20 protein-coding genes are annotated in these 23,439 nt (G+C 66.0%); 6 read left to right on the top strand and 14 right to left on the bottom strand.

Annotation, left to right across the window (positions count from 1 at the left end):
• Positions 1 to 11: 11 nt before the first annotated feature.
• Positions 12 to 2,636: a DNA mismatch repair protein MutS gene (mutS, locus tag ACED67_RS15140; RefSeq protein ID WP_395542549.1), complete on the bottom strand. Its 2,625-nt coding sequence runs from the start codon at positions 2,634 to 2,636 to the stop codon at positions 12 to 14.
• A gap of 118 nt (positions 2,637 to 2,754) precedes the next feature.
• Here mutS and ACED67_RS15135 point away from each other — a divergent pair, with 118 nt between their 5' ends.
• Both ACED67_RS15135 and ACED67_RS15130 read left to right on the top strand, forming a co-directional pair.
• Complete coding sequence (locus tag ACED67_RS15135) at positions 2,755 to 5,010, top strand: NADP-dependent malic enzyme (protein ID WP_395542548.1); 2,256 nt, start codon at positions 2,755 to 2,757, stop codon at positions 5,008 to 5,010.
• A gap of 159 nt (positions 5,011 to 5,169) precedes the next feature.
• Positions 5,170 to 6,534 (top strand): cation:proton antiporter domain-containing protein, encoded by a 1,365-nt coding sequence (locus ACED67_RS15130; protein ID WP_395542547.1) that lies wholly within the window; start codon positions 5,170 to 5,172, stop codon positions 6,532 to 6,534.
• 27 nt (positions 6,535 to 6,561) lie between these two features.
• On the opposite strand, the gene msrA is transcribed toward ACED67_RS15130, so the two are convergent.
• A complete protein-coding gene (msrA, locus tag ACED67_RS15125) occupies positions 6,562 to 7,170 on the bottom strand; it encodes a peptide-methionine (S)-S-oxide reductase MsrA (RefSeq protein ID WP_395542546.1) in 609 nt (202 codons plus the stop codon).
• An 83-nt stretch (positions 7,171 to 7,253) separates the two neighbouring features.
• Here msrA and ACED67_RS15120 point away from each other — a divergent pair, with 83 nt between their 5' ends.
• From ACED67_RS15120 to ACED67_RS15110, 3 genes are all read left to right on the top strand, one after another.
• A complete protein-coding gene (locus ACED67_RS15120; protein WP_395542545.1) occupies positions 7,254 to 8,153 on the top strand; it encodes a D-amino acid aminotransferase in 900 nt (299 codons plus the stop codon).
• 66 nt (positions 8,154 to 8,219) lie between these two features.
• On the top strand, positions 8,220 to 8,933 hold the full coding sequence (locus ACED67_RS15115) for a sulfotransferase-like domain-containing protein (protein ID WP_395542544.1): 714 nt from the start codon (positions 8,220 to 8,222) through the stop codon (positions 8,931 to 8,933).
• A 125-nt stretch (positions 8,934 to 9,058) separates the two neighbouring features.
• Entirely contained in the window at positions 9,059 to 9,901 is an 843-nt protein-coding gene (locus ACED67_RS15110) for a hypothetical protein (RefSeq protein WP_395542543.1), read from the top strand.
• On the opposite strand, the gene ACED67_RS15105 is transcribed toward ACED67_RS15110, so the two are convergent.
• Together ACED67_RS15105 and ACED67_RS15100 are read right to left on the bottom strand one after the other, a co-directional pair.
• Positions 9,898 to 11,130, bottom strand: a complete 1,233-nt coding sequence (locus ACED67_RS15105; protein ID WP_395542542.1) for an argininosuccinate synthase — start codon at positions 11,128 to 11,130, stop codon at positions 9,898 to 9,900. The two genes, ACED67_RS15110 and ACED67_RS15105, sit on opposite strands and share 4 nt — an antisense overlap.
• Before the next feature lie 82 nt (positions 11,131 to 11,212).
• On the bottom strand, positions 11,213 to 12,160 hold the full coding sequence (locus ACED67_RS15100) for a hypothetical protein (RefSeq protein ID WP_395542541.1): 948 nt from the start codon (positions 12,158 to 12,160) through the stop codon (positions 11,213 to 11,215).
• Positions 12,161 to 12,420: 260 nt separating this feature from the next.
• Here ACED67_RS15100 and ilvA point away from each other — a divergent pair, with 260 nt between their 5' ends.
• A complete protein-coding gene (ilvA, locus tag ACED67_RS15095) occupies positions 12,421 to 13,668 on the top strand; it encodes a threonine ammonia-lyase IlvA (protein WP_395542540.1) in 1,248 nt (415 codons plus the stop codon).
• Here the strand turns inward: ilvA and ACED67_RS15090 are convergent.
• From ACED67_RS15090 to ACED67_RS15045, 10 genes are all read right to left on the bottom strand, one after another.
• Positions 13,665 to 14,000 (bottom strand): hypothetical protein, encoded by a 336-nt coding sequence (locus ACED67_RS15090; RefSeq protein WP_395542539.1) that lies wholly within the window; start codon positions 13,998 to 14,000, stop codon positions 13,665 to 13,667. The genes ilvA and ACED67_RS15090 overlap by 4 nt on opposite strands.
• Positions 13,997 to 15,082 (bottom strand): EscU/YscU/HrcU family type III secretion system export apparatus switch protein, encoded by a 1,086-nt coding sequence (locus ACED67_RS15085; protein ID WP_395542538.1) that lies wholly within the window; start codon positions 15,080 to 15,082, stop codon positions 13,997 to 13,999. Before ACED67_RS15085 ends, ACED67_RS15090 begins: the two co-directional genes overlap by 4 nt.
• Entirely contained in the window at positions 15,082 to 15,843 is a 762-nt protein-coding gene (locus tag ACED67_RS15080) for a flagellar biosynthetic protein FliR (protein WP_395542537.1), read from the bottom strand. The genes ACED67_RS15085 and ACED67_RS15080 overlap by 1 nt, the downstream gene beginning before the upstream one ends.
• Complete coding sequence (gene flhA / locus ACED67_RS15075) at positions 15,840 to 17,909, bottom strand: flagellar biosynthesis protein FlhA (RefSeq protein WP_395542536.1); 2,070 nt, start codon at positions 17,907 to 17,909, stop codon at positions 15,840 to 15,842. The genes ACED67_RS15080 and flhA overlap by 4 nt, the downstream gene beginning before the upstream one ends.
• A 3-nt stretch (positions 17,910 to 17,912) precedes the next feature.
• Positions 17,913 to 18,608 (bottom strand): transglycosylase SLT domain-containing protein, encoded by a 696-nt coding sequence (locus ACED67_RS15070; RefSeq protein ID WP_395542535.1) that lies wholly within the window; start codon positions 18,606 to 18,608, stop codon positions 17,913 to 17,915.
• A gap of 72 nt (positions 18,609 to 18,680) precedes the next feature.
• A complete protein-coding gene (locus ACED67_RS15065; RefSeq protein WP_395542534.1) occupies positions 18,681 to 20,984 on the bottom strand; it encodes a hypothetical protein in 2,304 nt (767 codons plus the stop codon).
• Positions 20,981 to 21,850: a flagellar motor stator protein MotA gene (motA, locus tag ACED67_RS15060; RefSeq protein WP_395542533.1), complete on the bottom strand. Its 870-nt coding sequence runs from the start codon at positions 21,848 to 21,850 to the stop codon at positions 20,981 to 20,983. The genes ACED67_RS15065 and motA overlap by 4 nt, the downstream gene beginning before the upstream one ends.
• Before the next feature lie 75 nt (positions 21,851 to 21,925).
• Entirely contained in the window at positions 21,926 to 22,498 is a 573-nt protein-coding gene (locus tag ACED67_RS15055; protein ID WP_395542532.1) for a MotE family protein, read from the bottom strand.
• Positions 22,495 to 22,884, bottom strand: coding sequence for a hypothetical protein (locus ACED67_RS15050; protein WP_395542531.1), 390 nt, complete (start codon positions 22,882 to 22,884; stop codon positions 22,495 to 22,497). Before ACED67_RS15050 ends, ACED67_RS15055 begins: the two co-directional genes overlap by 4 nt.
• 9 nt (positions 22,885 to 22,893) lie before the next feature.
• Positions 22,894 to 23,379 carry a flagellar basal body-associated FliL family protein gene (locus ACED67_RS15045; RefSeq protein WP_395542530.1) on the bottom strand — a complete coding sequence of 162 codons (486 nt, stop codon included), beginning with the start codon at positions 23,377 to 23,379 and terminating at the stop codon, positions 22,894 to 22,896.
• Between the last annotated feature and the right edge of the window lie 60 nt (positions 23,380 to 23,439).

The raw sequence follows: 23,439 nt of genomic DNA, 5'->3' as shown, positions 1-23,439 counted from the left end.
CAAAATGGCGATCAGGTCAGGCTTTTCAGATCATAAAGCAGCTTGAGCGCCTCGATCGGCGTCAGCTCATCGGGGTGGATCGCCTTCAGGCGCTCCTCGACGGCCGAGGTTTTCTGCGGCGCGGGCCTTGGCGCCGCAGCCGGGGCGGCGCGGAACAGCGGCAGGTCGTCGATCAGCGTGCTTTGCTTGCCGCCCTCGCGGTCGCCCTGTTCCAGCTTTTCCAGCACCAGCTTCGCCCGCTCGATCACCGCGGGCGGCAGCCCCGCCAGCCGCGCCACCTGCACGCCATAGCTGCGGTCGGCGGCGCCTTTCTGCACTTCATGCAGAAAGATGACCTCGCCCTCCCATTCCTTCACGCTGACCGTGGCGTTTTCCACCCCGGCCAGCTTGCCCGCCAGCGCGGTCATTTCATGGTAATGCGTGGCGAACAGCGCCCGGCAGCGGTTGGCCTCGTGCAGATGTTCCAAGACCGCCCAGGCGATCGACAGCCCGTCATAGGTGGCGGTGCCGCGCCCGATCTCGTCAAGGATCACCAGCGCCCGATCATCGGCCTGGTTCAGGATCGCCGCCGTCTCGACCATCTCGACCATGAAGGTCGACCGTCCCCGGGCCAGATCGTCGCTGGCACCGACCCGGCTGAACAGTTGCGACACCAGCCCGACATGCGCTTCGCGCGCCGGCACATGGCTGCCCGCCTGGGCCAGCAGCGCGATCAACGCGTTCTGGCGCAGGAAGGTGGATTTCCCTGCCATGTTCGGCCCGGTCAAAAGCCAGATCGCCGGGGTGTCGGCTTCGGTCAGGGCGCAGTCATTGGCGACGAAGCTTTGCCCGGCCCGGCGCAGGGCGCGTTCCACCACCGGATGTCGCCCGCCCGCCACCACGAAGGCGCGCGAGGCATCGACGCGCGGCTCGCACCAATCCTCGGCCACGGAAAGATCGGCGAAAGCCGCCGCCAGATCGATCTCGGCCAGGGCCCGCGCCGCGCTGCCGATCTGCGCCGCAAGATCCAGAACGGCGCGCTTCAAGGCTTCATAGTGACGCTTCTCGATCTCCAGCGCATGGTTCGCCGCATTCAGGATGCGGGTCTCGATCTCGTTCAGGGCAATGGTGGTAAAGCGCACCTGACCGGCTGTGCTTTGCCGGTGGATGAACAGATCGGGCATCGAGCGCAGCCGTTCCTCATGGGTCGTGGTGACCTCGATGAAATAGCCCAGCACATTGTTGTGCTTGATCTTCAGCCCCTGCACCCCGGTGCGCTCGACGTAATCGGCCTGCATCCGGCCAATCACGCCGCGCCCTTCGTCCCGCAGTTGCCGGGTCTCGTCCAGCTCGGCGTCAAAGCCGGTGGCGATGAAGCCGCCATCCCGGGCCAGCAAGGGTGGCTCGGCCACCAGCGCCCGTTCGAGCAGACCGACCAGGGCTTCATGCCCGGTCAGCCCCGCCGCTGCCTGCGTCAGCAGGTCGGGCAGGCCCGCCAGCAAGGGCGACAGCGCCCCGGCCTGCGCCACGCCGGCGCGGATCGCCGCCAGGTCGCGTGGCCCGGCCCGGTCCAGCGCCAGTCGCGAAAGCGCCCGGTCGATATCCGGCACCCGTCGCAGCAGGTCACGCAGCTGATGGCGCAGCCCGCTGTCGTCCACCAGCGCCCGCAAGGCCGCCTGCCGCGCATGGATCACCGCCAGATCGCGCGACGGTGCCGAAAGCCGCCGTTCCAACAGCCGCGCCCCCGCCGCCGTCACCGTCCGGTCCACCGCCGCCAGAAGCGAGCCGTCGCGCCCGCCGCCCAATGCCGCCGTGATCTCAAGATTGCGCCGGGTCGCCGCGTCGATCTGCATCGCGCCGCCCGGGCTTTCCTTGACCGGCGGGCGCAGCAGGGGCAGGCGGCCGCGCTGCGTCAGGTCCAGGTAATCGACCAGCGCGCCCATCGCGGCCAGTTCCGCGCGCTCGAAGGCCCCGAACCCCTCCAGCGAGCCGACGTTGAACAAGGCGCACAACCGCTTTTCCGCCCCGCTGGAGTCGAAACTCGATCGGGCCAGCGGCGTCAGCGCCGCCCCGGCCTCGGCCGCCAGATCGCGCAGCGCGCCGTCCTGCGCCTCAGACACCAGCAATTCGCGCGGGGCCAGCCGCGCCAGTTCGGGTGCCAGCCGGGGCAGGGGGCAGGCCATGACGTGAAAGGCCCCGGTCGAGATATCGGCCCAGGCCAGCGCCCCCGCCTCGCGCACCTCGGCATAGGCGGCCAGATAATTGTGCCGCCTCGCTTCTAGCAGCGATTCCTCGGTCAGTGTGCCGGGCGTCACCAGCCGCACCACATCGCGCTTGACCACCGATTTCGAGCCGCGCTTCTTCGCCTCGGCCGGGTCTTCCAGCTGCTCGGCAATGGCGACGCGAAATCCCTTGCGGATCAGCATCAGCAGATAGCCCTCGGCGGCATGGACCGGCACGCCACACATCGGGATCGGCTCGCCCAGATGAAAGCCGCGCTTGGTCAGCGCGATGTCCAGCGCCTCGGCCGCCGCCAGCGCATCGTCAAAGAACATCTCGTAGAAGTCGCCCATCCTGTAGAACAACAGCGCGCCCGCGTTCTGCGCCTTGATCTCGAGATATTGCGCCATCATCGGCGTCACGGCGTCGTCGGTCATGCGTCCCCCTTTGGCGGGGCCGACCCTAACCGTCCCGCGCGGCCGCGAAAAGGCTGTGAATGACGGCTTTGCAGCGGCCTTGGCAGCCGTTAAACCCCAAGGCCCGAGGAGGACGCCGATGACCCGCCAGAAGATCACGCCCGAAGAGGCGCTTGCCTATCACCTTGATCCCTATCCGGGCAAATATGATGTGGTGCCCTCGACGCCCATGGCCACGCAGCGCGACCTGTCGCTGGCCTATTCGCCGGGCGTGGCCGTGCCGGTCGAGGCCATCGCCGCGCGGCCCGAAACCGCCTATGACTATACGGTCAAGGGCAATATGGTGGCCGTGGTGTCGAACGGTACCGCGATCCTTGGCCTTGGCAATCTGGGCGCGCTGGCCTCGAAGCCGGTGATGGAAGGCAAGGCCGTGCTCTTCAAGCGCTTCGCCGATGTGAATGCCATCGACATCGAGCTGGACACCGAAGACGCCGACGAGATCATCCAAGCGGTCAAGCTGATGTCGCCGACCTTCGGGGGCATCAACCTTGAGGATATCAAGGCGCCGGAATGTTTCATCATCGAGCAGCGGCTCAAGGAAATCTGCGACATTCCGGTGTTTCACGATGACCAGCACGGCACGGCGGTGATCTGCGCCGCCGGCCTGATCAACGCGCTGGAAATCTCGGGCAAGAAGATCCAGGACGTGCGCATCGTGCTGAACGGGGCCGGGGCGGCGGGGATCGCCTGTCTGGAACTGCTGAAGACGATGGGCGCGCGGCATGAAAACTGCATCATGTGCGACACCAAGGGCGTGATCTATCAGGGCCGCACCGAGGGCATGAATCAGTGGAAATCCGCCCATGCGGTCAGGACTGATGCGCGCAGTCTCGAAGATGCGATGGTCGGGGCCGATGTCTTTCTGGGCGTCTCGGCCAAGGGGGCGGTGACGCCGGCCATGGTCGCCAGCATGGCCGACAATCCGGTGATCTTCGCCATGGCCAATCCCGACCCGGAAATCACCCCGGAAGAGGCTCATGCCGTGCGCGCCGACGCCATCGTCGCCACCGGACGCAGCGACTATCCGAACCAGGTCAACAACGTCCTGGGCTTCCCCTATCTGTTCCGCGGTGCGCTCGACATTCACGCCCGCGCCATCAATGACGAGATGAAGCTGGCCTGCGCCCGCGCCCTTGCCGCCCTCGCGCGCGAGGATGTGCCGGACGAGGTGGCAATGGCCTATGGCCGCAAGCTGTCTTTCGGCCGCGACTACATCATCCCCACGCCCTTCGACCCGCGCCTGATCTATGTCGTTCCGCCTGCCGTGGCCCGGGCCGGGATGGATACCGGCGTCGCCCGCCGCCCGATCATCGACATGAAGGCCTATGAGGCCTCGCTGCGCTCGCGCATGGACCCGACCGCCAGCATGTTGCAGGGCGTCCACGCCCGGGCGCGCCAGGCCCAGGCGCGGATGATCTTTGCCGAGGGCGACGAGCCGCGTGTGCTGCGCGCCGCCGTGGCCTATCAGCGCGGCGGCTATGGCAAGGCGCTGATCGTCGGGCGCGAGCCGGATGTGCGCGAGAAGCTTGAGGCTGCAGGTCTGGGCGATGCGGTGCGCGAGCTGGAAATCGTCAATGCCGCCAATACCCGGCATCTCGAGACCTACAAGGATTTCCTCTACAGCCGCCTGCAACGCCAGGGCCATGACCGCCAGGACATCCACCGCCTCGCCGCCCGCGACCGCCATGTCTTTGCGGCATTGATGCTGCAGCACGGCCACGGCGACGGGCTGATCACCGGGGCCACCCGCAAATCGGCCCATGTCCTGTCGCTGATCAACACCGTCTTCGACGCCAAGGCCACCGATGGCGCCGTGGGGGTGACGGCCCTGCTGCACAAGGGCCGCATCGTGCTGATCTCGGACACTTTGGTCCATGAATGGCCCGAACCCGATGACCTTGCCACCATCGCCATCCGCTCGGCCGGGGTGGCGCGCAGCCTGGGGCTTGAGCCGCGCGTCGCCTTCGTTTCCTTCTCGACCTTCGGCTATCCGGTCTCGGAACGCGCCACGAAGATGCACCGCGCCCCTGCCGTGCTGGACGCGCTGAAGGTGGATTTCGAATATGAGGGCGAGATGACCGTCGATGTCGCCCTGAACCCCGATCAGATGAAGCACTACCCGTTCTGCCGCCTGTCCGGCCCGGCCAATATCCTGGTGGTGCCCGCGCGGCATTCCGCCAGCATCTCGGTCAAGCTCATGCAGGAAATGGCCGGCGCCACGGTGATCGGCCCGATCCTGACCGGGGTAAAAAAGCCGATCCAGATCTGCTCCACCAGCGCCACGGTGAACGATATCCTCAATATGGCGGCCATGGCGGCCTGCCGGATCGGCTGATCCTGTGCATCGCTGCAAGATACGGCAACAAAAAGCCGATTTCCGTGATCGTGTTTCAGCCGGACGTGACTTGATCCGGGACAGGGTGTGTATAAGTGAGGAAAGCGGCCCGTCCGGGTCGCGCTTCCCTGAAACATCCTTTTCCCTGACCATGAGCCGATGACGCATGAGATTCCGCTGATCACCACCATTTCCGTCGGCCTCGGGCTGGCCTGCCTGCTCGGACTTCTGGCGCACCGGCTCAAATTGCCGCTGATCGCCGGATATCTGGCGGCGGGCGTCCTGATCGGGCCGTTTACGCCGGGCTATGTCGCCAATCAGGAGATTGCGACAGAGCTGGCGGAAATGGGGGTGATCCTGCTGATGTTCGGCGTGGGTCTGCATTTCTCGTTCAAGGACCTCATGTCGGTCCGCACCATCGCCATTCCCGGTGCCATCGCGCAGATCGCGGTCGCAACCGGGACCGGCACGCTGCTTGCGCTGGTGCTGGGCTGGGGCTGGGGCGCGGGCATCATCTTTGGCCTTGCCCTTTCGGTCGCCTCGACCGTCGTTCTTCTGCGCGCCCTTCAGGATCGCGGGATCGAGCACAGCGGCCAGGGCCGCATCGCCATCGGCTGGCTGATCGTCGAGGATCTGGCCATGGTCGTCGCGCTGGTGGTGATCCCGGCGATCTCGGGCCTTCTTGGCGGCGTTGCCCAGCCGGTCGAGGGCGAGACGGCGGAAATCGCCCAGCTTGGCTTCGGCACGGTCGGCGCGGTCCTCCTGATCACGCTCATCAAGGTCGCGGCCTTTGTCGCCGTGATGCTGATCGTCGGCCGCCGTGTCATCCCCCATGCGCTGGAACTTGTCTCCCGCACCGGCCAGCGCGAGCTGTTCCGGCTCTCCGTCCTTGCCATCGCGCTGGGCGTCGCCTTCGCCGCCGCCGCGATCTTCGGCGTCTCCTTCGCGCTGGGCGCCTTCTTCGCGGGCATGGTGATGGCGGGATCCACCCTGTCGGCCCAGGCCACCAAGGACGTGCTGCCCTTCCGAGACGCTTTCGCCGTGCTGTTCTTCGTCTCGGTCGGCATGCTCTTCAACCCCGACATCCTGCTGGAACAGCCCTTCTCGGTCATGGTGACGATCCTGATCATCATGGGCGTCAAATCGGCGGCGGCCTATGGCATCGTGCGGATGTTCGGCCGCGACCGCACCACGGCGCTGACCATCGCCGCCGCGCTGGCCCAGATCGGCGAGTTTTCGTTCATCCTGATCGTGATGGGGGTGAAGCTGGATATCGTGCCGCCGGAAGCCCGCGATCTGGTTGTGGCCGGGGCGCTGGTCTCGATCGTGCTCAACCCCTTTGTCTTCCGCCTGCTTGACCGCATCCTGCCCGGCCCCGCCATCGAAGCCGGTCCCGATACCCCGGCGCCTGACGATGCCGAGATACCAGCCGCGACGCCCGAGATCACTGCGCCCGGGATCGCGGCGCAAGACGGCGCGAACAAGGACGAGACCGCCGAGAAGCCGCACGTCGCGCTGGCCTGATCCTGCCCTGCGCCTTGGCCGCCGCCTTCAATGCAGGAAGGTGGCGGTGCTGCCCCACAATTCCCGCACCCGCGCGTCGCGGCCACAAGCCTTGCGGTAATAGCTATAGGCGTTCTTCTTCGTTTTCGGGCCGACGCGGGTCAGGATGATGTCGCTCTTGCGCCAGTAATCCTGATGGTAGTCCTCGGCCGGCCAGAATTTCTCCGCCTTGCGGATCGGCGTCACGATCTTCGCGCCCAATTCCTTCCCGGCTGCCGCCACCGCCGCCTCGGCGCTGGCCTTCTGGGCGGCATTCGAGACGAAGATCGCTGTCGTATAGCTTGGCCCCCGATCGCAGAACTGCCCGCCCGCATCGGTCACGTCGACCGAATGCAGGAACAGGGTCAGGATCTGGTCATAGCTGATCTGCTTGGGATCGAAGCTGATCTCCACCGCCTCCACGAACCCGTCATGGTCGTCATAGCTTGGGTTCTGTGCTGGGCCGCCGGTATAGCCGGACACCACGTCGCGCACGCCCTTCACCGTCTCGAAATTCGCCTCCATGCACCAGAAGCAGCCCCCGGCCAGCACGGCCTTTTCCGCATGGGCCGCCCCCGCCGCCAGAACCAGTGACGCCGCCATCAGCATAGTCCGCATCCCGCAACCCTCCGTCTGCTTGCCACCCCTTTCCCTTCGCACGGCCGCAGCCTAGCGTTACCTCACGAACAGGAGAGCGCGCGATGACCGACAACGTGTCGACCCACCAGGCCGAGGAAGACGCCCGCAACGAGGATCTGCTGATCTGGGTGAACGGGGCGCTCAAGCCCAAGGCCGAGGCCGTGGTCTCGGTCTATGATTCCGGCTTCATGCTGGGCGATGGCGTCTGGGAAGGCATCCGCCTTTATAACGGGCGTTGGACCTTTCTGGACGAACATATCGACCGGCTGTTCGAGGCGGCGAAAGCGATTGATCTCGACATTGGGTTGACCCCGGATCAGGTGATTTTCGCTGTGCTCGAGACGCAGAAGGCCAACGGCATGGTCACCGATGCCCATGCCAGGCTGATGGTGACGCGCGGCGTGAAGACGCGGCCCTTCCAGCATCCGAAACTGTCGCAGCGCGGGCCGACCATGGTGATCATCATGGAACATTCGCGCCAGAAACTGCCGCGCCCGATCAACCTGGCGACCGTTCCACATCTGCGCGGCCTGCCGATGACGCAGGACCCCAAGCTGAACAGCCATTCCAAGCTGAACTGCATCCTCGCCTGCATCGCCGCCGAAAAGGCCGGCGCGGACGAGGCGCTGATGCTGGATGTACATGGCTTCGTGAACACGACGAATGCCTGCAACTTCTTCATCGTCCGCAAGGGCGAGGTTTGGACCTCGACCGGCGATTACTGCATGAACGGCATCACGCGCCAGAAAGTGCTCGACCTCTGCCGGGCGAACGGAATCGTCGCACGCGAGAAGAACTTTTCTCTGGTCGAGACCTATTCGGCCGACGAGGCCTTTCTGACCGGCACGTTCGGTGCGCAGACGCCGGTGGGCATGATCGACGGGCGGGTGATCGGCAGCGGCCAGATGGGGCCGGTGACCCAGCGGATTCGCGGGCTGTACAAGGCCCTGGTGGGCGGATGATCCCCGCGCGTTGCGGAAGACGTTCGGAAGACGCTGGGAAGACGTTTGGAAGACAGGGAAAAAACTATGCGAATCGCCATGTGGAGCGGCCCCCGCAATCTCTCGACCGCGATGATGTACAGCTTCGCCGCGCGGGGCGATTGCGCGGTCTGGGACGAACCTTTCTATGCCGCTTACCTATCTGCAACGGGCATTGATCACCCGATGGCGGATGCGGTCATCGCTGCGGGCGAGCCTGATCCGGCCAAGGTCGCCCAGGCCTGCCTGGGGCCGATTCCGCAGGCACAGAGCCTGTTTTACCAGAAACACATGACGCTCCACATGATCCCGGAATTCGACCGGGGCTTCCTGCGCGGGCTGACCAATGTCTTCCTGATCCGCCATCCCGCCCATGTGGTGGCCAGCTATTCGAAAAAGCGCGAGGCGCCCACGCTCATGGATATCGGCTTCGTCCAGCAGGCCGAACTCTTCGACCAGGTCGCCCAACAAACCGGCAGCGCCCCCCCGGTGATCGATTCCGCCACCATCCGCGCCAACCCTCGGGAATCACTTCAAAATCTTTGCGCCCGCCTGGGGATTCCCTTCACCGAAAACATGCTGTCCTGGCCCGCAGGCCCCAAACCCTATGACGGCGCCTGGGCCCCGCATTGGTACAACGCCGTCCATGCCAGCACCGGCTTCGACAAGCCCGAAGGCCCGCTTCCCGAACTGTCCCTGCCGTATCAGCGCTTGGTCGATCAGGCGCTTTCCTATTATGAAAGACTGATCCCCTTTACCTGAATCGATTTCCCATAAGGACGCCCGCCATGTCCGACCCCGATTCTTCCGCCCGCGATCCTTTGGAGACTGCGCTGTCTGATGCGCTTCCGTATTTAAGAAGCCTTCGAATCCAAGGGCTTGCGGGTATGGCGGCTTTGCTGGTCGGCACGGTTTTTCTGGTCATCACGCTTTTGAACAGGGGCAAGGATGCGCAAAGCTGGGCCATTATTGCGGGCTTCGCGGGGGTCTTCGCGATGATCGCCCTGGCGGGTTGGGTCAAGAAAAGCCATGAGGCGGCGATCATGCCGATCCTCGCCTCGACCCTGAACCTGTCGCATCAGAAAAGCGCCAAGCATTTCATCACCCAAATCCCCGAGAATTTCATCCCGCGCGGCAGCAAGCAAAGCTGCGACGACCTGATGAGCGGTCAGATCGCCGCCCGCCCGTTCTGCTTTGCCGAGGTGAAGACCGAGACCGGAGGCAAGAATTCCTCGACCCTGTTCGATGGCGTGGTGATCGAGGTCAAGGCCCGGGAAATGCTACCGGAATTCCTCATCGCCCCGGTCAGGCAGACCAAGGGGTTCTGGATCTTCAAGGGCAATGTGAATGTCGAGAACCAGTCGCGCTGGCACAGTGCCACGGGCGGCAATGACGAGGAATACGGGCTGTGGTCACCCTCGCAGCAACCGGCCGAGCGCAAAGTGATGGAGGCGCTGATGGACCGGATGCTGAACCTGGGCGGATCGCTGGGATCAGGCTCGTCGCTCTACTCGGTCGCCTGCACCGGCCATTACATCTATGTCGCGCTGCGCCACAAACGCGAGATGTTCCGCATCGGCGGCGTCTTCTCGACCCATGAGGAGCTGATGGCCGATATCCGCACCGCAACCGGAGAGCTGGATGTCCCCCTGCGGCTGGCGGGCGAGGTGGTGCGGGCCGAGGAAGCGCTGCATGAGGCGGCGGGAAGACCCGCCGCCCAAGAGACTTAGCGCTTCTTCGCCACCCGCGCATTGCGCGTGGCGATCAGGCGCAGGCGCAGGGCGTTCAGCCGGATGAAGCCCGCGGCATCCTTCTGGTCATAGGCGCCGGCGTCTTCTTCGAAGGTCACATGCTTTTCGCTATACAGCGAATGGTCCGACCAACGCGCGACGGTGCGGGCCATGCCCTTGTAAAGCTTAAGCTTCACCGTGCCGGTCACATGTTCCTGGGTCTTGTCGATCAGCGCCTGGAGCGCCTCGCGCTCGGGGCTGAACCAGAAGCCGTTATAGATCAGTTCCGCATAGCGCGGCATGATCGAATCCTTCAGATGGCCCGCGCCGGAATCAAGCGTGATCTGCTCGATGCCGCGATGCGCCTCGAGCAGGATCGTGCCGCCGGGGGTTTCATACAGGCCGCGCGATTTCATGCCGACGAAGCGGTTTTCCACGAAATCCAGGATGCCGATGCCATGCTTGCCGCCCAGCTCGTTCAGGCGGGTCAGGATCGTGGCGGGCGACATCGCCTCGCCATTGATCGCGACGGCATCGCCCTTCTCGAAGCTGATCTCGATGAATTCAGGCGTGTTCGGGGCGTCTTCCACCGCGACGATGCGGCTGGCCACGTAATCCGGCGCCTCTTCGGCCGGGTTTTCCAGCACGGTGCCCTCGGAGGACGTGTGCAGCAGGTTCGCATCGACCGAGAAGGGCGCCTCGCCGCGCTTGTTCTTGGCGATCGGAATCTGGTTCTTCTCGGCGAATTCGATCAGCTTGGTGCGGCTGGACAGATCCCATTCCCGCCACGGCGCGATGACGCGGATCGAAGGGTCCAGCGCCGCGACGCCCAGTTCGAAGCGGACCTGGTCATTGCCCTTGCCAGTCGCGCCATGGGCCACCGCATCGGCCCCCGATTTCTGGGCGATTTCCACAAGGTGCTTGGCGATCAGCGGCCGCGCGATCGAAGTGCCCAGAAGGTAAAGCCCTTCATAGACCGCATTGGCGCGGAACATCGGGAAGACGAAGTCGCGCACGAATTCCTCGCGCACGTCGACGATATGGATGTTCTCTTCCTTGATGCCCAGCAGCACCGCCTTCTGGCGGGCGGGCTCCAGCTCCTCGCCCTGGCCCAGATCGGCGGTGAAGGTCACCACCTCGCAGCCATATTCGGTCTGCAACCATTTCAGGATGATCGAGGTATCAAGGCCGCCCGAATAGGCCAGCACCACTTTCTTCGGCTTCTGCATGGAAGGCTCCGTCCCGGTTTCGCAGGCGATTACCGGGAAAGAGCGCCAAGGGCAAGGATTGCCGCAGAGTGTCGGGCCCGGCTTAGCCGCCCGTGGTTTCCTCCGGCAGAAGCAGCGGCGTCTCGACGACGACGCCATCTTCTGGCAGCGCGTCCTCGGGGGTTTCCGCCAGATCGTCGTCGGTCGCCTCTTCCTCGGTCACCGGGTCCGTGCCCGCGGCCGTGGCTTCCACCGTGGCGGCGATTTCTTCCTGATAGGGCTCCAGCTTGTCGCGGGCCATATCAAGCAGCGTCTCCGCATCGCCATCCTTGTTCCAGGCGGCGACAAGCGCGTCTTCGGCGGCAGTCACGCCTTCTCCGGCCGCAGCGGCGGCTTCTTCGGCGGCGGCAAGTTCTTCGGCCGTGGGCGCGGCTTCGGCCAGGGCGGTGCCGTCTTCGGTCAGCCCGCCCGCGCCCTCGATCAGACCATCGATTTTGGCAAGGTCCTCTTCGGTCACGGTGCCGGCCTCCTTGGCGGCCAGATAGTCGTCAAGCGTCGCATAGCCGCTGTCGGTCAGGCCGAATTCCAAAGCCGTATGCGCTTGGGCCTTGGCTTCCAGTTCCGCCAAGGCGCCGGTGCTTTCGCCGGCCAGCGCGTCGGCAACCGCCAGGCCGGCCAGAAGGCCAACCGGGCCGCTGGTGGTCTGGCCGTTGCGGATATGGGCGAGAACGGCGTTGATATTGGCGTTCATTGCCCCGTTCATCTTGCCCAGTTGCGATGGCGACAGCGTCTCGGTCGTCGCGGCCTGCACAATGGATTTCTTCGCAGGCTTGGTCGCGGCAGCGCCTTTGGTCTTGGCTGCGGCAGTGCCGTCCTTGTTCCCGCTGTTGCCGTGGTCAGCGCTCTTGCCTTTGTCGCCCTTATCCCCCTTGTCCCCTTTTCCACCCGCAAAGGCGGCGCCAGAAAAAGACGGGTCAAGATTGGGCAGGGCGGGTGCCAGGGCAAAGCAGCTGATGCCAAGCAGAAGCGCGATTTTCGCAATGCGGATCATGGCGGGTTTCCTTCGGGAACGTGGCTCGCGACAGATGGTAACCAAAACCTGACGCGGATCGGGCATAACTGTGGCCGAATTGCGGAGGCGATGGCAGACCCCTTTCGGCCGGCGGCAAATATCGGCAAGTTTTTAGAGCGGCGGCGGCGATCCTTTGCTGACGCAGCCCGGCGTCGGGTTACAGAAGCGCAGGCAGGCGCAGCATTGTCGCCCGCGTCGGGCCGTGGTTAAGAAGGCCACCCCGAGAAGGAGCGCCGCAGATGCAAGACTTCGCCAAAGCCGTCCGCGCCACCACCGAAGAGCTGCGCGGCCTATTCCCGGCGACGCCGTTGCAATGGAACCCGCATCTGTCGGAAAAGTTCCAGGCCGAGATCTGGCTCAAGCGCGAAGACCTGACCCCGGTGCGCAGCTACAAGCTGCGCGGCGCTTTCAACGCCATGCGCAAGATGCGGGTGCGTGATCCGGGCCAGCAGCATTTCGTCTGCGCCAGCGCGGGCAATCATGCGCAGGGCATGGCCTATGCCTGCCGCCATTTCGGAGTGCGTGGCACGATCTTCATGCCGGTCACAACGCCGCAGCAGAAGATCGACAAAACCCGAACCTTTGGCGGGGCCTCGGTGACGATCGAGCTGACCGGCGACTATTTCGACCAGACCCTGGCCGCCGCCCAGGCCTTTTGCCGGGCCGAGGGCGCGCATTTCCTGGCGCCCTTTGACGACCCGGATGTGATCGAAGGCCAGGCCAGCGTCGCGGCCGAGATCCTGGAACAGCTTGGCCGCGCGCCCGACATGGTGGTCCTTCCGGTCGGTGGTGGCGGGCTGGCCTCGGGCGTGACGCGGCTTTTGCGCGAAGAGGCGCCCGAGGTGCAATTCCGCTTTGTCGAGCCGCTGGGCGGGGCCAGCCTGAAGGCCGCGCTGGAGCAGGGCGGACCGGTCAAGCTGAACAAGGTCAATTCCTTTGTTGATGGTGCGGCGGTGGCGAAGCTGGGCGATCTGACCTGGCGGCATCTCGATTGGGTCAGGCCCGCGCAGGTGCATCTGGCACCGGAAGACCGCGTCTGCATCACCATGCTCGAGATGCTGAATGTCGAAGGGATCGTGCTGGAACCCGCCGGGGCGCTGTCGGTCGATGCGCTGCCGGAACTGGCAAGCGAAATTCGCGGCAAGATGGTGGTCTGCGTCACATCTGGCGGGAATTTCGATTTCGAGCGTCTGCCCGAAGTGAAAGAGCGCGCCCAGCGCCATGCCGGGCTGAAGAAATACTTCATCCTGCGCATGCCGCAGCGGCCCGGCGCCCTGCGCGAATTCCTGTCGATGCTGGGGCCTGAGGACGACATCTCTCGCTTTGAATATCTCAAGAAATCGGCGCGCAATTTCGGTTCGGTCCTGATCGGGATCGAGACGAAGAAGGCGGAAAACTTTGCAATGTTCACTGGGCGGATGGATGCGGCTGACTTCGCCTATCGCGATATCACCCATGACGAGGCGCTGGCCGAATTCCTGATCTAGCGGGTCTCCTGCCGGGCGATCAGCCTGTCGATGACGCGGGCGCGACCAAAGGCGACGCGCGCCTCCTCGAGAAGCGACAGGCACAGCGCCTCATGCTTGGCGAGGTCAAGGTTCAGAGCGGCCCGGCGGCGGCTGGCCCAGGCCTCATAGGCATAGGCGATGCGCGCCTCGGCGGCGTTCCGTGGCGCGGCGCGCGCGCGGCTTGCATCCAGCGCTTCGATTTGGGCCCGCACCGCCTCGCGCGCGGCAACCGCGCGGCGCAGATTGGCCGTGCCGGCCTCTTCGACCATCTGCGCCATCTGCGCCAGGCGGGCCAGCCGCGGGTCCTTCATCGCAGCACGCTGCGCCGCGCACGCTTGCGCAGCCCGTCGGCGAAACGGATGGCGGCGGCCACGGCGGCGTAATGTTCGGGCCGCACCTCGTCGCCGATCTCAAGACTGGCGTGAAGGGCGCGGGCGGTGGGCGGGTCGCTGCGCACCGGCACGCCCGATTCCTGTGCCAGCGCCCGGATGCGCAGGGCGATTTCATCCACCCCCTTGGCCACGCAGAGGGGCGCGCGACCCCGGGCGCGATCCCATTTCAGCGCAACGGCATAATGTGTCGGGTTGACCAGCACGACATCGGCCTTGGGCACCTCGACCAGCATCTTGCGCGTGGCGATCTCCTGGGCGCGCCGTCGCCGGTCGGCCTTCATATGGGGGTCGCCCTCGCTGTCCTTCATCTCGTCCAGCAGTTCCTTGCGGGTCATGCGGTGGCGGCGCAGGAATTCGGCCCTTTGCCACAGGTAATCCAGCAGGCCGAACCCCGCCAGCAGCGCCAGGAACAGCAGCAGCAGGCCGAGAACTTGTTTCACCATCAGGCTGACGACCTGACCGGGTGCAAGCCCTGCAGCCAGAAGCAACATCGCGGCGCTGTCGGAGAGATACCAGGCGAGCGCGGCGCCAAAGGCCAGCATCTTCGCGCCGCGCTTGGCGAAATCGACCAGTCCGGCCCGCCCGAATTTCTGTCTTGCAGTGGCAAGGATCGAGATACGGCTTCCCCTCATCGCCAGTTTCGAAGGCGCGACGACAAAGCCTTTCGAGGCGATCAGCCAGGCCATCACCAGCACAGCCGGCCCCGCCAAGAGCAGCAGCACCGGACCTGCCATGCGCAGCAATGCCCCGGCAATTTCCGGCCCCGCGCCGCTGCCCGGCCCGCTCAACCGTCCGGCGCCTTGCAATAGCGCAAGGCCCGCGCCGCCCGCCATGTGGATAGTCCAAGGGCCAAGAATGGCCACCGCCAGCAGCAGCCCGCCCAGGCCCAACGCCGCCTGGATATCTTCGGACCGGATCACATCGCCCTCGGCGCGCGCCTGATCCAGCCGCCGCTGCGTCGGCTCGAATTCCTTTTCGCTTTCGTCCTCGGGCCCGGCCATCACGGGGTTCCGAAGGGCGCGGCCAGCGCCTGCTGCATTGCGCTGCGCCAGACCTCAAGCATCAGCGGGGTGGCCAGGGCCAGCAGGGCCAGACCCCCCAGCGTCAGCGCGGGCGCGCCGATGAAGCTGACCATCAGCGCCGGCATCGCGCGGTTGATCGCGCCCAAAGCCAGATTGTAGAGCAGCGAGGCCAGCACGAAGGGCGCGGCCAGCGAGAAGGCTAGGCCAAACACCCAGACGACCCGTTTCAGCCCCCATTCAGCGAGGACCGAAGGGTCGGGCGGCTGCCCGGTCGGCACGATCTGGTAGGACAGGGCCAGAAGCTCGACCACACGCGACAGCCCGCCCATGGTCAGGAACAGCACCAGCGCCCCCAGCGTCAGCACATTGGCGACGATGGGCTGCGGTTCCGGCCCGACCGCGCCGAACATTTGCGTCAGCGAAACGGATTGTGCGGCCAGCGTGCCTGCCGTCTGAAGCCCCAGGATCAAAAGCCGCAATCCCATGCCCAGCGCCAGCCCGGCAATCACCTCTGCCGCAACGGCGGCCAGGGTGAAAGCCGCCCCGGGGGCCGCGGGCAGCACGATCAGCGTGATCGACAGGGCGGCGGCAAGCTTGACCTGCCGCGGCAGCGATTGTTCGCCCAAAGCCGGCACAAGCGATACCGCCGCGCCCACGCGCAGAAAGACCAGCCCCGCGTGCCAGATCGCCGCCTGTGCCAGACCGAAGACCTGCGCCAGTTGCGCCACAAGATCGTTCATGCCGCCACCTGCCCCAGAAGCGCGGGCCGCACCTCCATGCCAAGCTCCTCATAGGACAGGACGGGCGTCTGCAAACCCTTGGCCTGCACCACCGTGCGCAGGAACCGCCGCCGCGTGGCCGAGGTGATCAGCGCAGGCAGCGCGCCCTGTTCGGCGGCATGGTTCAGCCGATCCGCAATGCCATTGGCAAGCCTTGCGAACATGTCCGGGGGCAGCGCGACGTCACGATTGGGGCCGCTGCCATCGATCTGGTGGCTTTGGAAATTGCGCTCCCAATCGGGGGCAAGCTGGATCAGCGGGATGGTGCCGTCGGCGCGCCTGAACTCGGCCACGATCTGAAAGCCAAGCCGCTGGCGGACATGTTCACAGACCGCCTCGGGTGCGCCCAGGCCGCGCGCCTCGGCCGCGGCCTCAAGGATCAGGGGCAGGTTGCGGATCGAGACCCGTTCTTCCAGCAAAAGCCGCAGCACCGAATGCAACAGGTCAAGCGGCACCTTGTCGGGCACCAGATCGTCAAGCAGCCTGCGGTTGGCCTCGGCCCGGGCGGGGTCCGAGACATTGACGAATTCATCCAGCAGCCGCCGCAGCCCCCGCAGCGACAGAAGCCGCGCCAGATTGCCCTTGAGCACTTCCAGAAGATGGGTTGCCAGAACCTCGGCGGCGGAAACCACGGTCAGCCCGGAAAGCACCGCATCCTCCTGAAAATCGGGTCGGATCCAGCGCGCGGGGGCACCATAGACCGGCTCTTTCACATCCTCGCCCTCGGGCGCGGGGATGCCGTCGCTCATCAAGACCAGGGCGCGCTCGGGCATCAGGCGGTTCACCACCCGCTCGACACCCTGGATGCGGATGCGATAGGCGCCGGCGGGCAGGGCTGCCTCATCCGTCAGGCGGATTTCCGGCAGGATCAGCCCGAAGCTGGCGGCGATATGGTTGCGCATATTGGCGATGCGGCCATCAAGGCCGGTGGCCGGGTCCAGCGCCATGCCGACCAGGTTCGGGGCGAATTCGATATGGATCTCGTCGAAATCCAGAACGTCACCGATGGGCCGCTTTACCGGGGTGGGCAGACCCGCCTCTGTCGTGGCTTCGGGCGGCTTGCGGCGGAGGCCGAACCAGGCCGCCGCACCCAGCGCCGCGGCCGCGGCAAGAAAAGGCAGGAAGGGCATCCCCGGCACCACGGCGAACAGCGCCATCAGCCCCGCCACCGTGGCCAGGGCCGCCGGATAGCGGCCCAGCTGCTCGAAGAAGGACACATCCGCCGCCCCTTTCGAGCCGCCCCGCGCCAGCAGCAGGGCTGCGGCGATCGAGATGATGACGGCGGGGATCTGGCTGACCAGCCCGTCGCCCACCGTCAGGATGGAATAGGTTTCAAAGGCATGGGCGGCGGGCATGCCATGCACCACGATGCCCATGATCAGCCCGACGATCAGGTTCAACGCGGTGATCAGCAGCCCCGCCACAGCATCGCCCTTGACGAATTTCGACGCGCCGTCCAGCGACCCGAAGAAGGTGGTTTCCGCCAGTTCCGTCTCGCGCCGCTTCTTCGCCTCGTCATGGGTGATCGCGCCTGCCGACATATCGGCATCGATGGCCAGTTGCTTGCCCGGCATCCCGTCCAGCGCGAAGCGCGCCCCCACTTCGGCCATGCGGCCCGCGCCCTTGGTGATGACAATGAAATTGACGATCAGCAGGACGACGAAGATCACCAGCCCCAGGATCAGGTTGCCGCCCATGATGAATTCGGCAAAGCCCTGGATGACATGGCCCGCCGCGTCGGTGCCGGTATGGCCCTGGCCGATGATCAGCTTGGTCGAGGACACGTTCAGGGCCAGACGCAGCAGCAGGCTGGACAGAAGGATGGTCGGGAAGGCCGAGAAATCCAGCGGGCGTTCGATGAACAGCGTGACCGTCAGCATCAGGATGGCCAGCGCGAAGGAAATCGCCAACCCCACATCCAGCAGCGCCGCCGGGACCGGCAGGATCATCATGCCGATCACCGCCATCAGCGCCAGCGCCAGAAGCACCGTCGGCCGCATCACTTCCTGCACTGTCAGTTTTGGCATGGTCTAGCCCCCGAACAGCGGCCTGGCGGCCTGATCCAGCGGCACGAGCGACCCCATTGCCCCTGCCGCCCCAGTCTGCAACAGCGGAAAGCCGTTGGTTCGGGAGTCCGCGGCGCCGGTGGCAGGCGCATCGGACAGGGCAAGGGCCATGTCGTCGCCCAGGGCGGCATAGATCATGTCGAAACGGTCGGAATAGCGGCTGGCATGGTCCGGTGTCGCCGAATGATAGGCCCCGGCGGCCAGCGACCAGTCGCCGCTGTCCCGATACAGCCGGGCCAGAAACTGGGCGGCATAAAGCGCGTTCAGATCGGGGTCGATCATTTCGTCCAGCGAGGCGAAGGCCTGGCCGTGCCAGCGCCAGTTCAACTGAAAGCAGCCGATATCGACATTGGTCACCCCTTGGTCGAGCAGGGCGGACAGATGGTCCAGCGCCTCTTCCCGGCTGGCGAAGAAGGCGCTGTCGCCAGCTTGGTTCAGCGCCCAGGGCCAGGGCGCGAAAGTGCCGTCTTCGGCGCGATGCCCGGTTTCGGTCAGGGCGATCGCCATCAGGACGCGCAACGGAACGCCGGTACGATCCGCCGCAGCACTTGCGGCCTGGGTGCAAAGTGCGGGCGGCGCCGCATCGCGGCGGGCCATGGCCATGCCGTCTGGCAGGGCAAGCAAGAACAGAAGGATCAGGAAGAAGCAACGAAAGTTCATTCTGAACAGGCCGGACTCCGGGGGCATCATGCCCGACCGTGCCAGTCTAGCGGCGGTAAGGTTGCCAAGTGGTTACGGGGTGCTGGGGCGGCTGACGCTGGCCAGAAGCGCCTCGACCGCCGTCCGCGCCGCCGTGCTGTCGGCCACCAGGGCAGCGCCGCGGGCCAGCGGGGTGGTCGCATCCGCCTGACCAGGGGCCTGACCGGACGGCAGGGTCGCGTCGCCGGGCGGACCGGCTGCTGCAGCGGTGGCGGCATCGGTCAGCGCTGCGGCGGATTTCCACGGATCCGCCCCTGCCTGCGCCAGTTTCGGCCAATCCTGCGTCCAGGTCAGGGCGCGGTCGCGCCCCGCCGTATCGCCCGCCTTGTCCAGCGCCTCGGCTGCGGCTGCGGCATCGCCCAGTTGCAGCACGGCGGCGGCGCGGATCTTCTGCGCTTCGGGGTCGTCAAGACCGGTGACCAGCGCCCCTGCCGCCCGCGCATCGCCCAGCGCCATCGCCGCCTGCGCAGCCAGAAGCCGGGTCTTGCCGTCCTCTTCCGGCCCGACCACGCCCAGCCAGGCCAGGGCCTGTTCGGGAAAGCCCAGGCCCTGCAGGCGCTGGGCGACGGCAAAGCCCGTATCGCGCGACACGGCGGGCACGCCCTTTGCCGCGGCGGATATGGCTTGGGCGAGGAAAAGATTGTCATCCGCCCCGCTTGCCGCCAGCGCCCAAAGATCGGCGGCGCTGTCGGGCGAGGCGGGCAGTTCGGCAAAGGCTGCGGCGAAATCGGCCTGCAGTGCCGAGGCGAGCAGGATCGCGCGATGCAGGGGCGCCTCAAGCGCGGTGCCCTGCGCATCGCCCAGAAAGGCGCGCAGGGTGGCAGGCAGGTTTTCGGGCAGCGCAGAGCCGCTTTTCAGCGCGGCCTCGACCAGGGTCACCAGCGCTTCGGGGCTTTGCGGCCCGGCGTCTTTCGCCACGTCCTGCGCGATCGTCGTCGCCGCCTTGCCATCGCCGGTCGCCAGATCGAATCGCGCATCCATCAGCGCCACTTCCGCCCCCGCTGCGCCCGGCGCGCGCAGGATCGCGTCGCGGATCTGTCGGGCGGTTTCGTCTTGACCTGCGCTCAGGAACACATCGACCAGCGCCGGACCGAAAGAGCGGCGCAGATGGATGGGCAGGGCCGAGAAGCTGCGCGCCACCGCCGCGGCATTCAACGCCTTGACCTGCGACGGCGCGGTGCCGCCTGCGGCGGTCAGGGTCAGGGCGGACCACAGCGCCGCGGCCGTGTCGCAGCCGGCCATCGGGCCGAAAACCTCCTCCCCCCCCGGCTCTTGATCGGCGACATGGCTCATCGCCCGAAGGGTGACGTCTTCCCCCTCCTCGCCAGGGCCCAGAATCTCGAGGAATTGCCGCGCCTCGGCGCCGAAGCCCAGCGCGATGTACAGCCGCGCCGCGCGGTGGATGGCATCGGCATTCGGCGCGTCGAATTCGCTAAGCAACCCGGCGCGGCCGGGGCCAAGCTGTTCGGCAACCGGCCCTGGCAACATCCAGCTTCCCACCTCAAGGTCGGCATCCGTCAGGCAGGGCGCGCCTTCCGAGCTGAGATTGGGTGCAGGATCGCGCGGGCTTTTGCTTGAAAGACCGGGCAATTCGCCATCGGCGATGCGCATGCCGATCCCGTCGCCTGTGCTCGTCATGGCCGGATCGGGCAGGGCCGGATGTTCGGCCATCTCGACCACGCCTGCGGCAGCCCCCCGGCTGATCTGCGCCAGCAGGGCGGCGCGCAGCGGGTCAAGCCGCGGATCCGCGATCGCGAAGGGCAGGGGCAGCGGGTCTGCGCGCTTGGCGGCGTCGCGTGAGATGGCAAGCCAGTCATAGGCCGGGGTCGGACCCGTCGCAGGGGCGGGGGCGGATGGAACGGTCGGATCGACCATCGGATCGGTGCCGGCGGCGATGGCGGGCGCCGGGATGGGCGGCGGCGGTTCTGGCGGGGAAAGCGGCTCTTCAAAGGCGGAACTGGCAGGGGGCTGGCCCGGTTTGATGTCGATCACCACGATGCCCGGGCGGAACTCGAACCCCACCGCATAGCAGGGACAGGAGAGCGAAAAGCGCAACTGCCCGCTGTCCGGGTCGCGCCACAGCGCCGAAACCTTGTCGCGCGGGATGCGGGCAAAGGCCTGGGTCAGATCAAAGCCGGTGACGGCATCGCCCAATTGCAGCGCATAGCCATCCTCGGTGCGTCCCAATCGCCAATCGCCGGTCTGGCCCGCCTCGACCACGATCCGGGTGAAGTCCGGGTGTTCGCCGCCCCGCACCAGCGCAACCTCGGTCTGCGCGGGCCCTGCCAGCATCAGGGCCAGCACAAGGGCGAGAAGGCGGGCGAAACACCGGATCATGCCGCATCCTGTTTCAGGGCCCGCAGCGCCTCTTCCAGATCGCTGAAGCCGGGGCGCACCGAATGGGGCGTGTTCTGGCGCCCGACCTCGATGCAGATATTGGCCGGGTGGCGATGCAGATTCGCCACCAGAACCTCACGGATCAACTGGTAGAAATGGGCGTCCTCCTCGACCACCTGCTTTACCCGCGCGGCGAAGGGGCCCATCAGACCATAGGCAAGAAACACGCCCAGGAAGGTGCCAACCAGAGCCGAACCGATCATGCCGCCAAGCACTTCGGGCGGCTGGTCGATCGAGCCCATGGTCTTGATCACGCCCAGCACGGCGGCAACGATGCCGAGGGCGGGCAGGCCGTCGGCCATGGTTTGCAGGGCATGGCTGGAATGCATCGCATGGTGCAACTGCTGCTCCATCCGCTTGTCCAGCACCTCCTCGACCTGATGGGGGTCGTCATAATTCATCGAGGCGGCGCGCAGCGTGTCGCGGATCAGCTCGACCGCGTCATGATCGTGCTGGATTTTCGGGTATTTGCCGAAGATCGTCGACGTCTCGGGGGTCTCGACATGCTCTTCCAGACCAACCGGATTGGCGCGGGCCAGCCGCACCAGTTCGAACAGCAGACACAGAAGGTCGCGATAATCGGCGGGCTTCCACTTGTTGCCCTTGAACACCTTGCCCACGTCCTTGAGCGTGTGCTTGACGGCGGCTAGGTCGTTCGAGATCAGAAAGGCGCCCACGGCGGCGCCGCCGATCATGATTATCTCGAAGGGCAGCGCCTCGATGATCGGGGCAAGGTTGCCGCCATGGATGACGTAGCCGCCGAACACCATCAGCAGGATGACGCCGATGCCAATGAAGCCGAACATCCGTTTTCCTTCTCTGCGCCGGGCCTGCGCCCGCCTTCGGCGATCCTGACGCAGCCGGGTTAAGAACCTGCCAATTCACTCCTTCGGGGCAAGCGCGTTGCGGCCAGCCAATATAGCGCTGATTTCATAGGCCTTTTCCGGAGTAAGACCCGCCATGATCGCCGCGGCGGCATCGGGACGCATCCGCCCCAGAAAACCCGCCGCGAAATTCGCTTCCATCGCCTCAAAGACCTTGGCGGCATCCTTGGGCTTCATCGTCTCATAAACCGTCGTCAACTGGGCAAGGTCGGTCTCGGCCGCGCCATTGGCGATGGCCAGCGTCGCCTTCAGCTCCTCTTCGGCCTTCTTCAACGCGTCTAGCCGACCCTTGATCGTGTCTTCGGCCAGCGCAAGGGCCGCGGTCTTGTCATTGACCGCCGCTTCCTGCGCCGCGACCCGCGCCTCGCGCTCCGACAGGGCGGCGGCCAGTTCGGCAGGCAGAGGCGGGCAGGCTGCGGGGGCGGCGGCCGGACCGCTCCCGCCGCTCAGTGCGCCATCGGCGGCGCGGGCAAGCGAGACGCCCAGCCCATCGCCCAGCCGCAGCGCGCCCGAGGTCGCGAACATCAGCGCGATGATGATCAGGGCGCCCCGGCCCGCCCGGCGTTTCATTCCGCGGCCTCGATCGGTTCGCGCGGCGAGCGGCGCCGGACAAAGCGCAGGCGACGATAGTACTCCTCGGGCGGTTCGGCCTCGGTAGGCCGGGGGGCAGGTTCGGGAATGTCGTGCAGAGACGCGACCATCAGTTCCAGCCGCTTGGCCAGCACATCGGCCCGGGCCGTCAGATCCTCAAGCCGCCGTTCCGAGGCGCCCGCGACGCCCTGCGCCTTTTCCAGCGCCTTTGTCATGTCATCGACCTGCGCCGAAAGAACCGCGATGGCCCCGCCCATGCCGGTTTCCAGCGTGGTGAACCGGCGCAGCCGCGCCGCCAGAACATAGCAATAGATCGCCGCCCCGATCGTCGCGGCCAGCAGAAGCGAATCGGCGATCAGCTGCATTCCCGCCTCCTAGTTCACGATGAACTCGGTCACCAGAAGGTCGCGCACGCGGCCTTCCCCGGTGACGATCTGCACCCGGCGCAGCATCTGCGCCCGCAGGCGCGCCATGGCCGTGGGGTCCTCCAGCTCCTCGACCGCGACCGCCCGCAGATAGCTGTTCAGAACATCCAGGATGCGCGGCATCAGGGCGGTCACCTCTTCGGCATAGGCCTTTGTCACTTCAAGCTGCGAGGTCAGTTTGAGGAACTTCGCGCTGGATTTCGGCCCCAGCGAAACCATCACCGGCTCGATCGGAACAAAGGCGATGTCGGGCAGCGGATCGGGCGGCGCTTCGGCATGCTCCCCCTCCCGCCCGCCGCCAAGGATCATGCCCGACCAGGTCGCGTAGAACCCCGCCCCGCCCAGGGCCAGCATCAGCACAAGGCCGATCAGCAGCGGCAGTTTCGACCTCTTCTTCTTGGGTGCCTCTTCGGGCACGACAGCGGCATCCGACACTTGGGCCTCCGTTCCGGCGCTGGGGACGAAAATAGAACGGATGTCACTAACCGATTGTTA

This window comes from Neotabrizicola paludis, assembly GCF_044142105.1.
Classification (GTDB): domain Bacteria; phylum Pseudomonadota; class Alphaproteobacteria; order Rhodobacterales; family Rhodobacteraceae; genus Pseudogemmobacter.
This window is presented reverse-complemented; position numbering and strand designations above follow the sequence as displayed.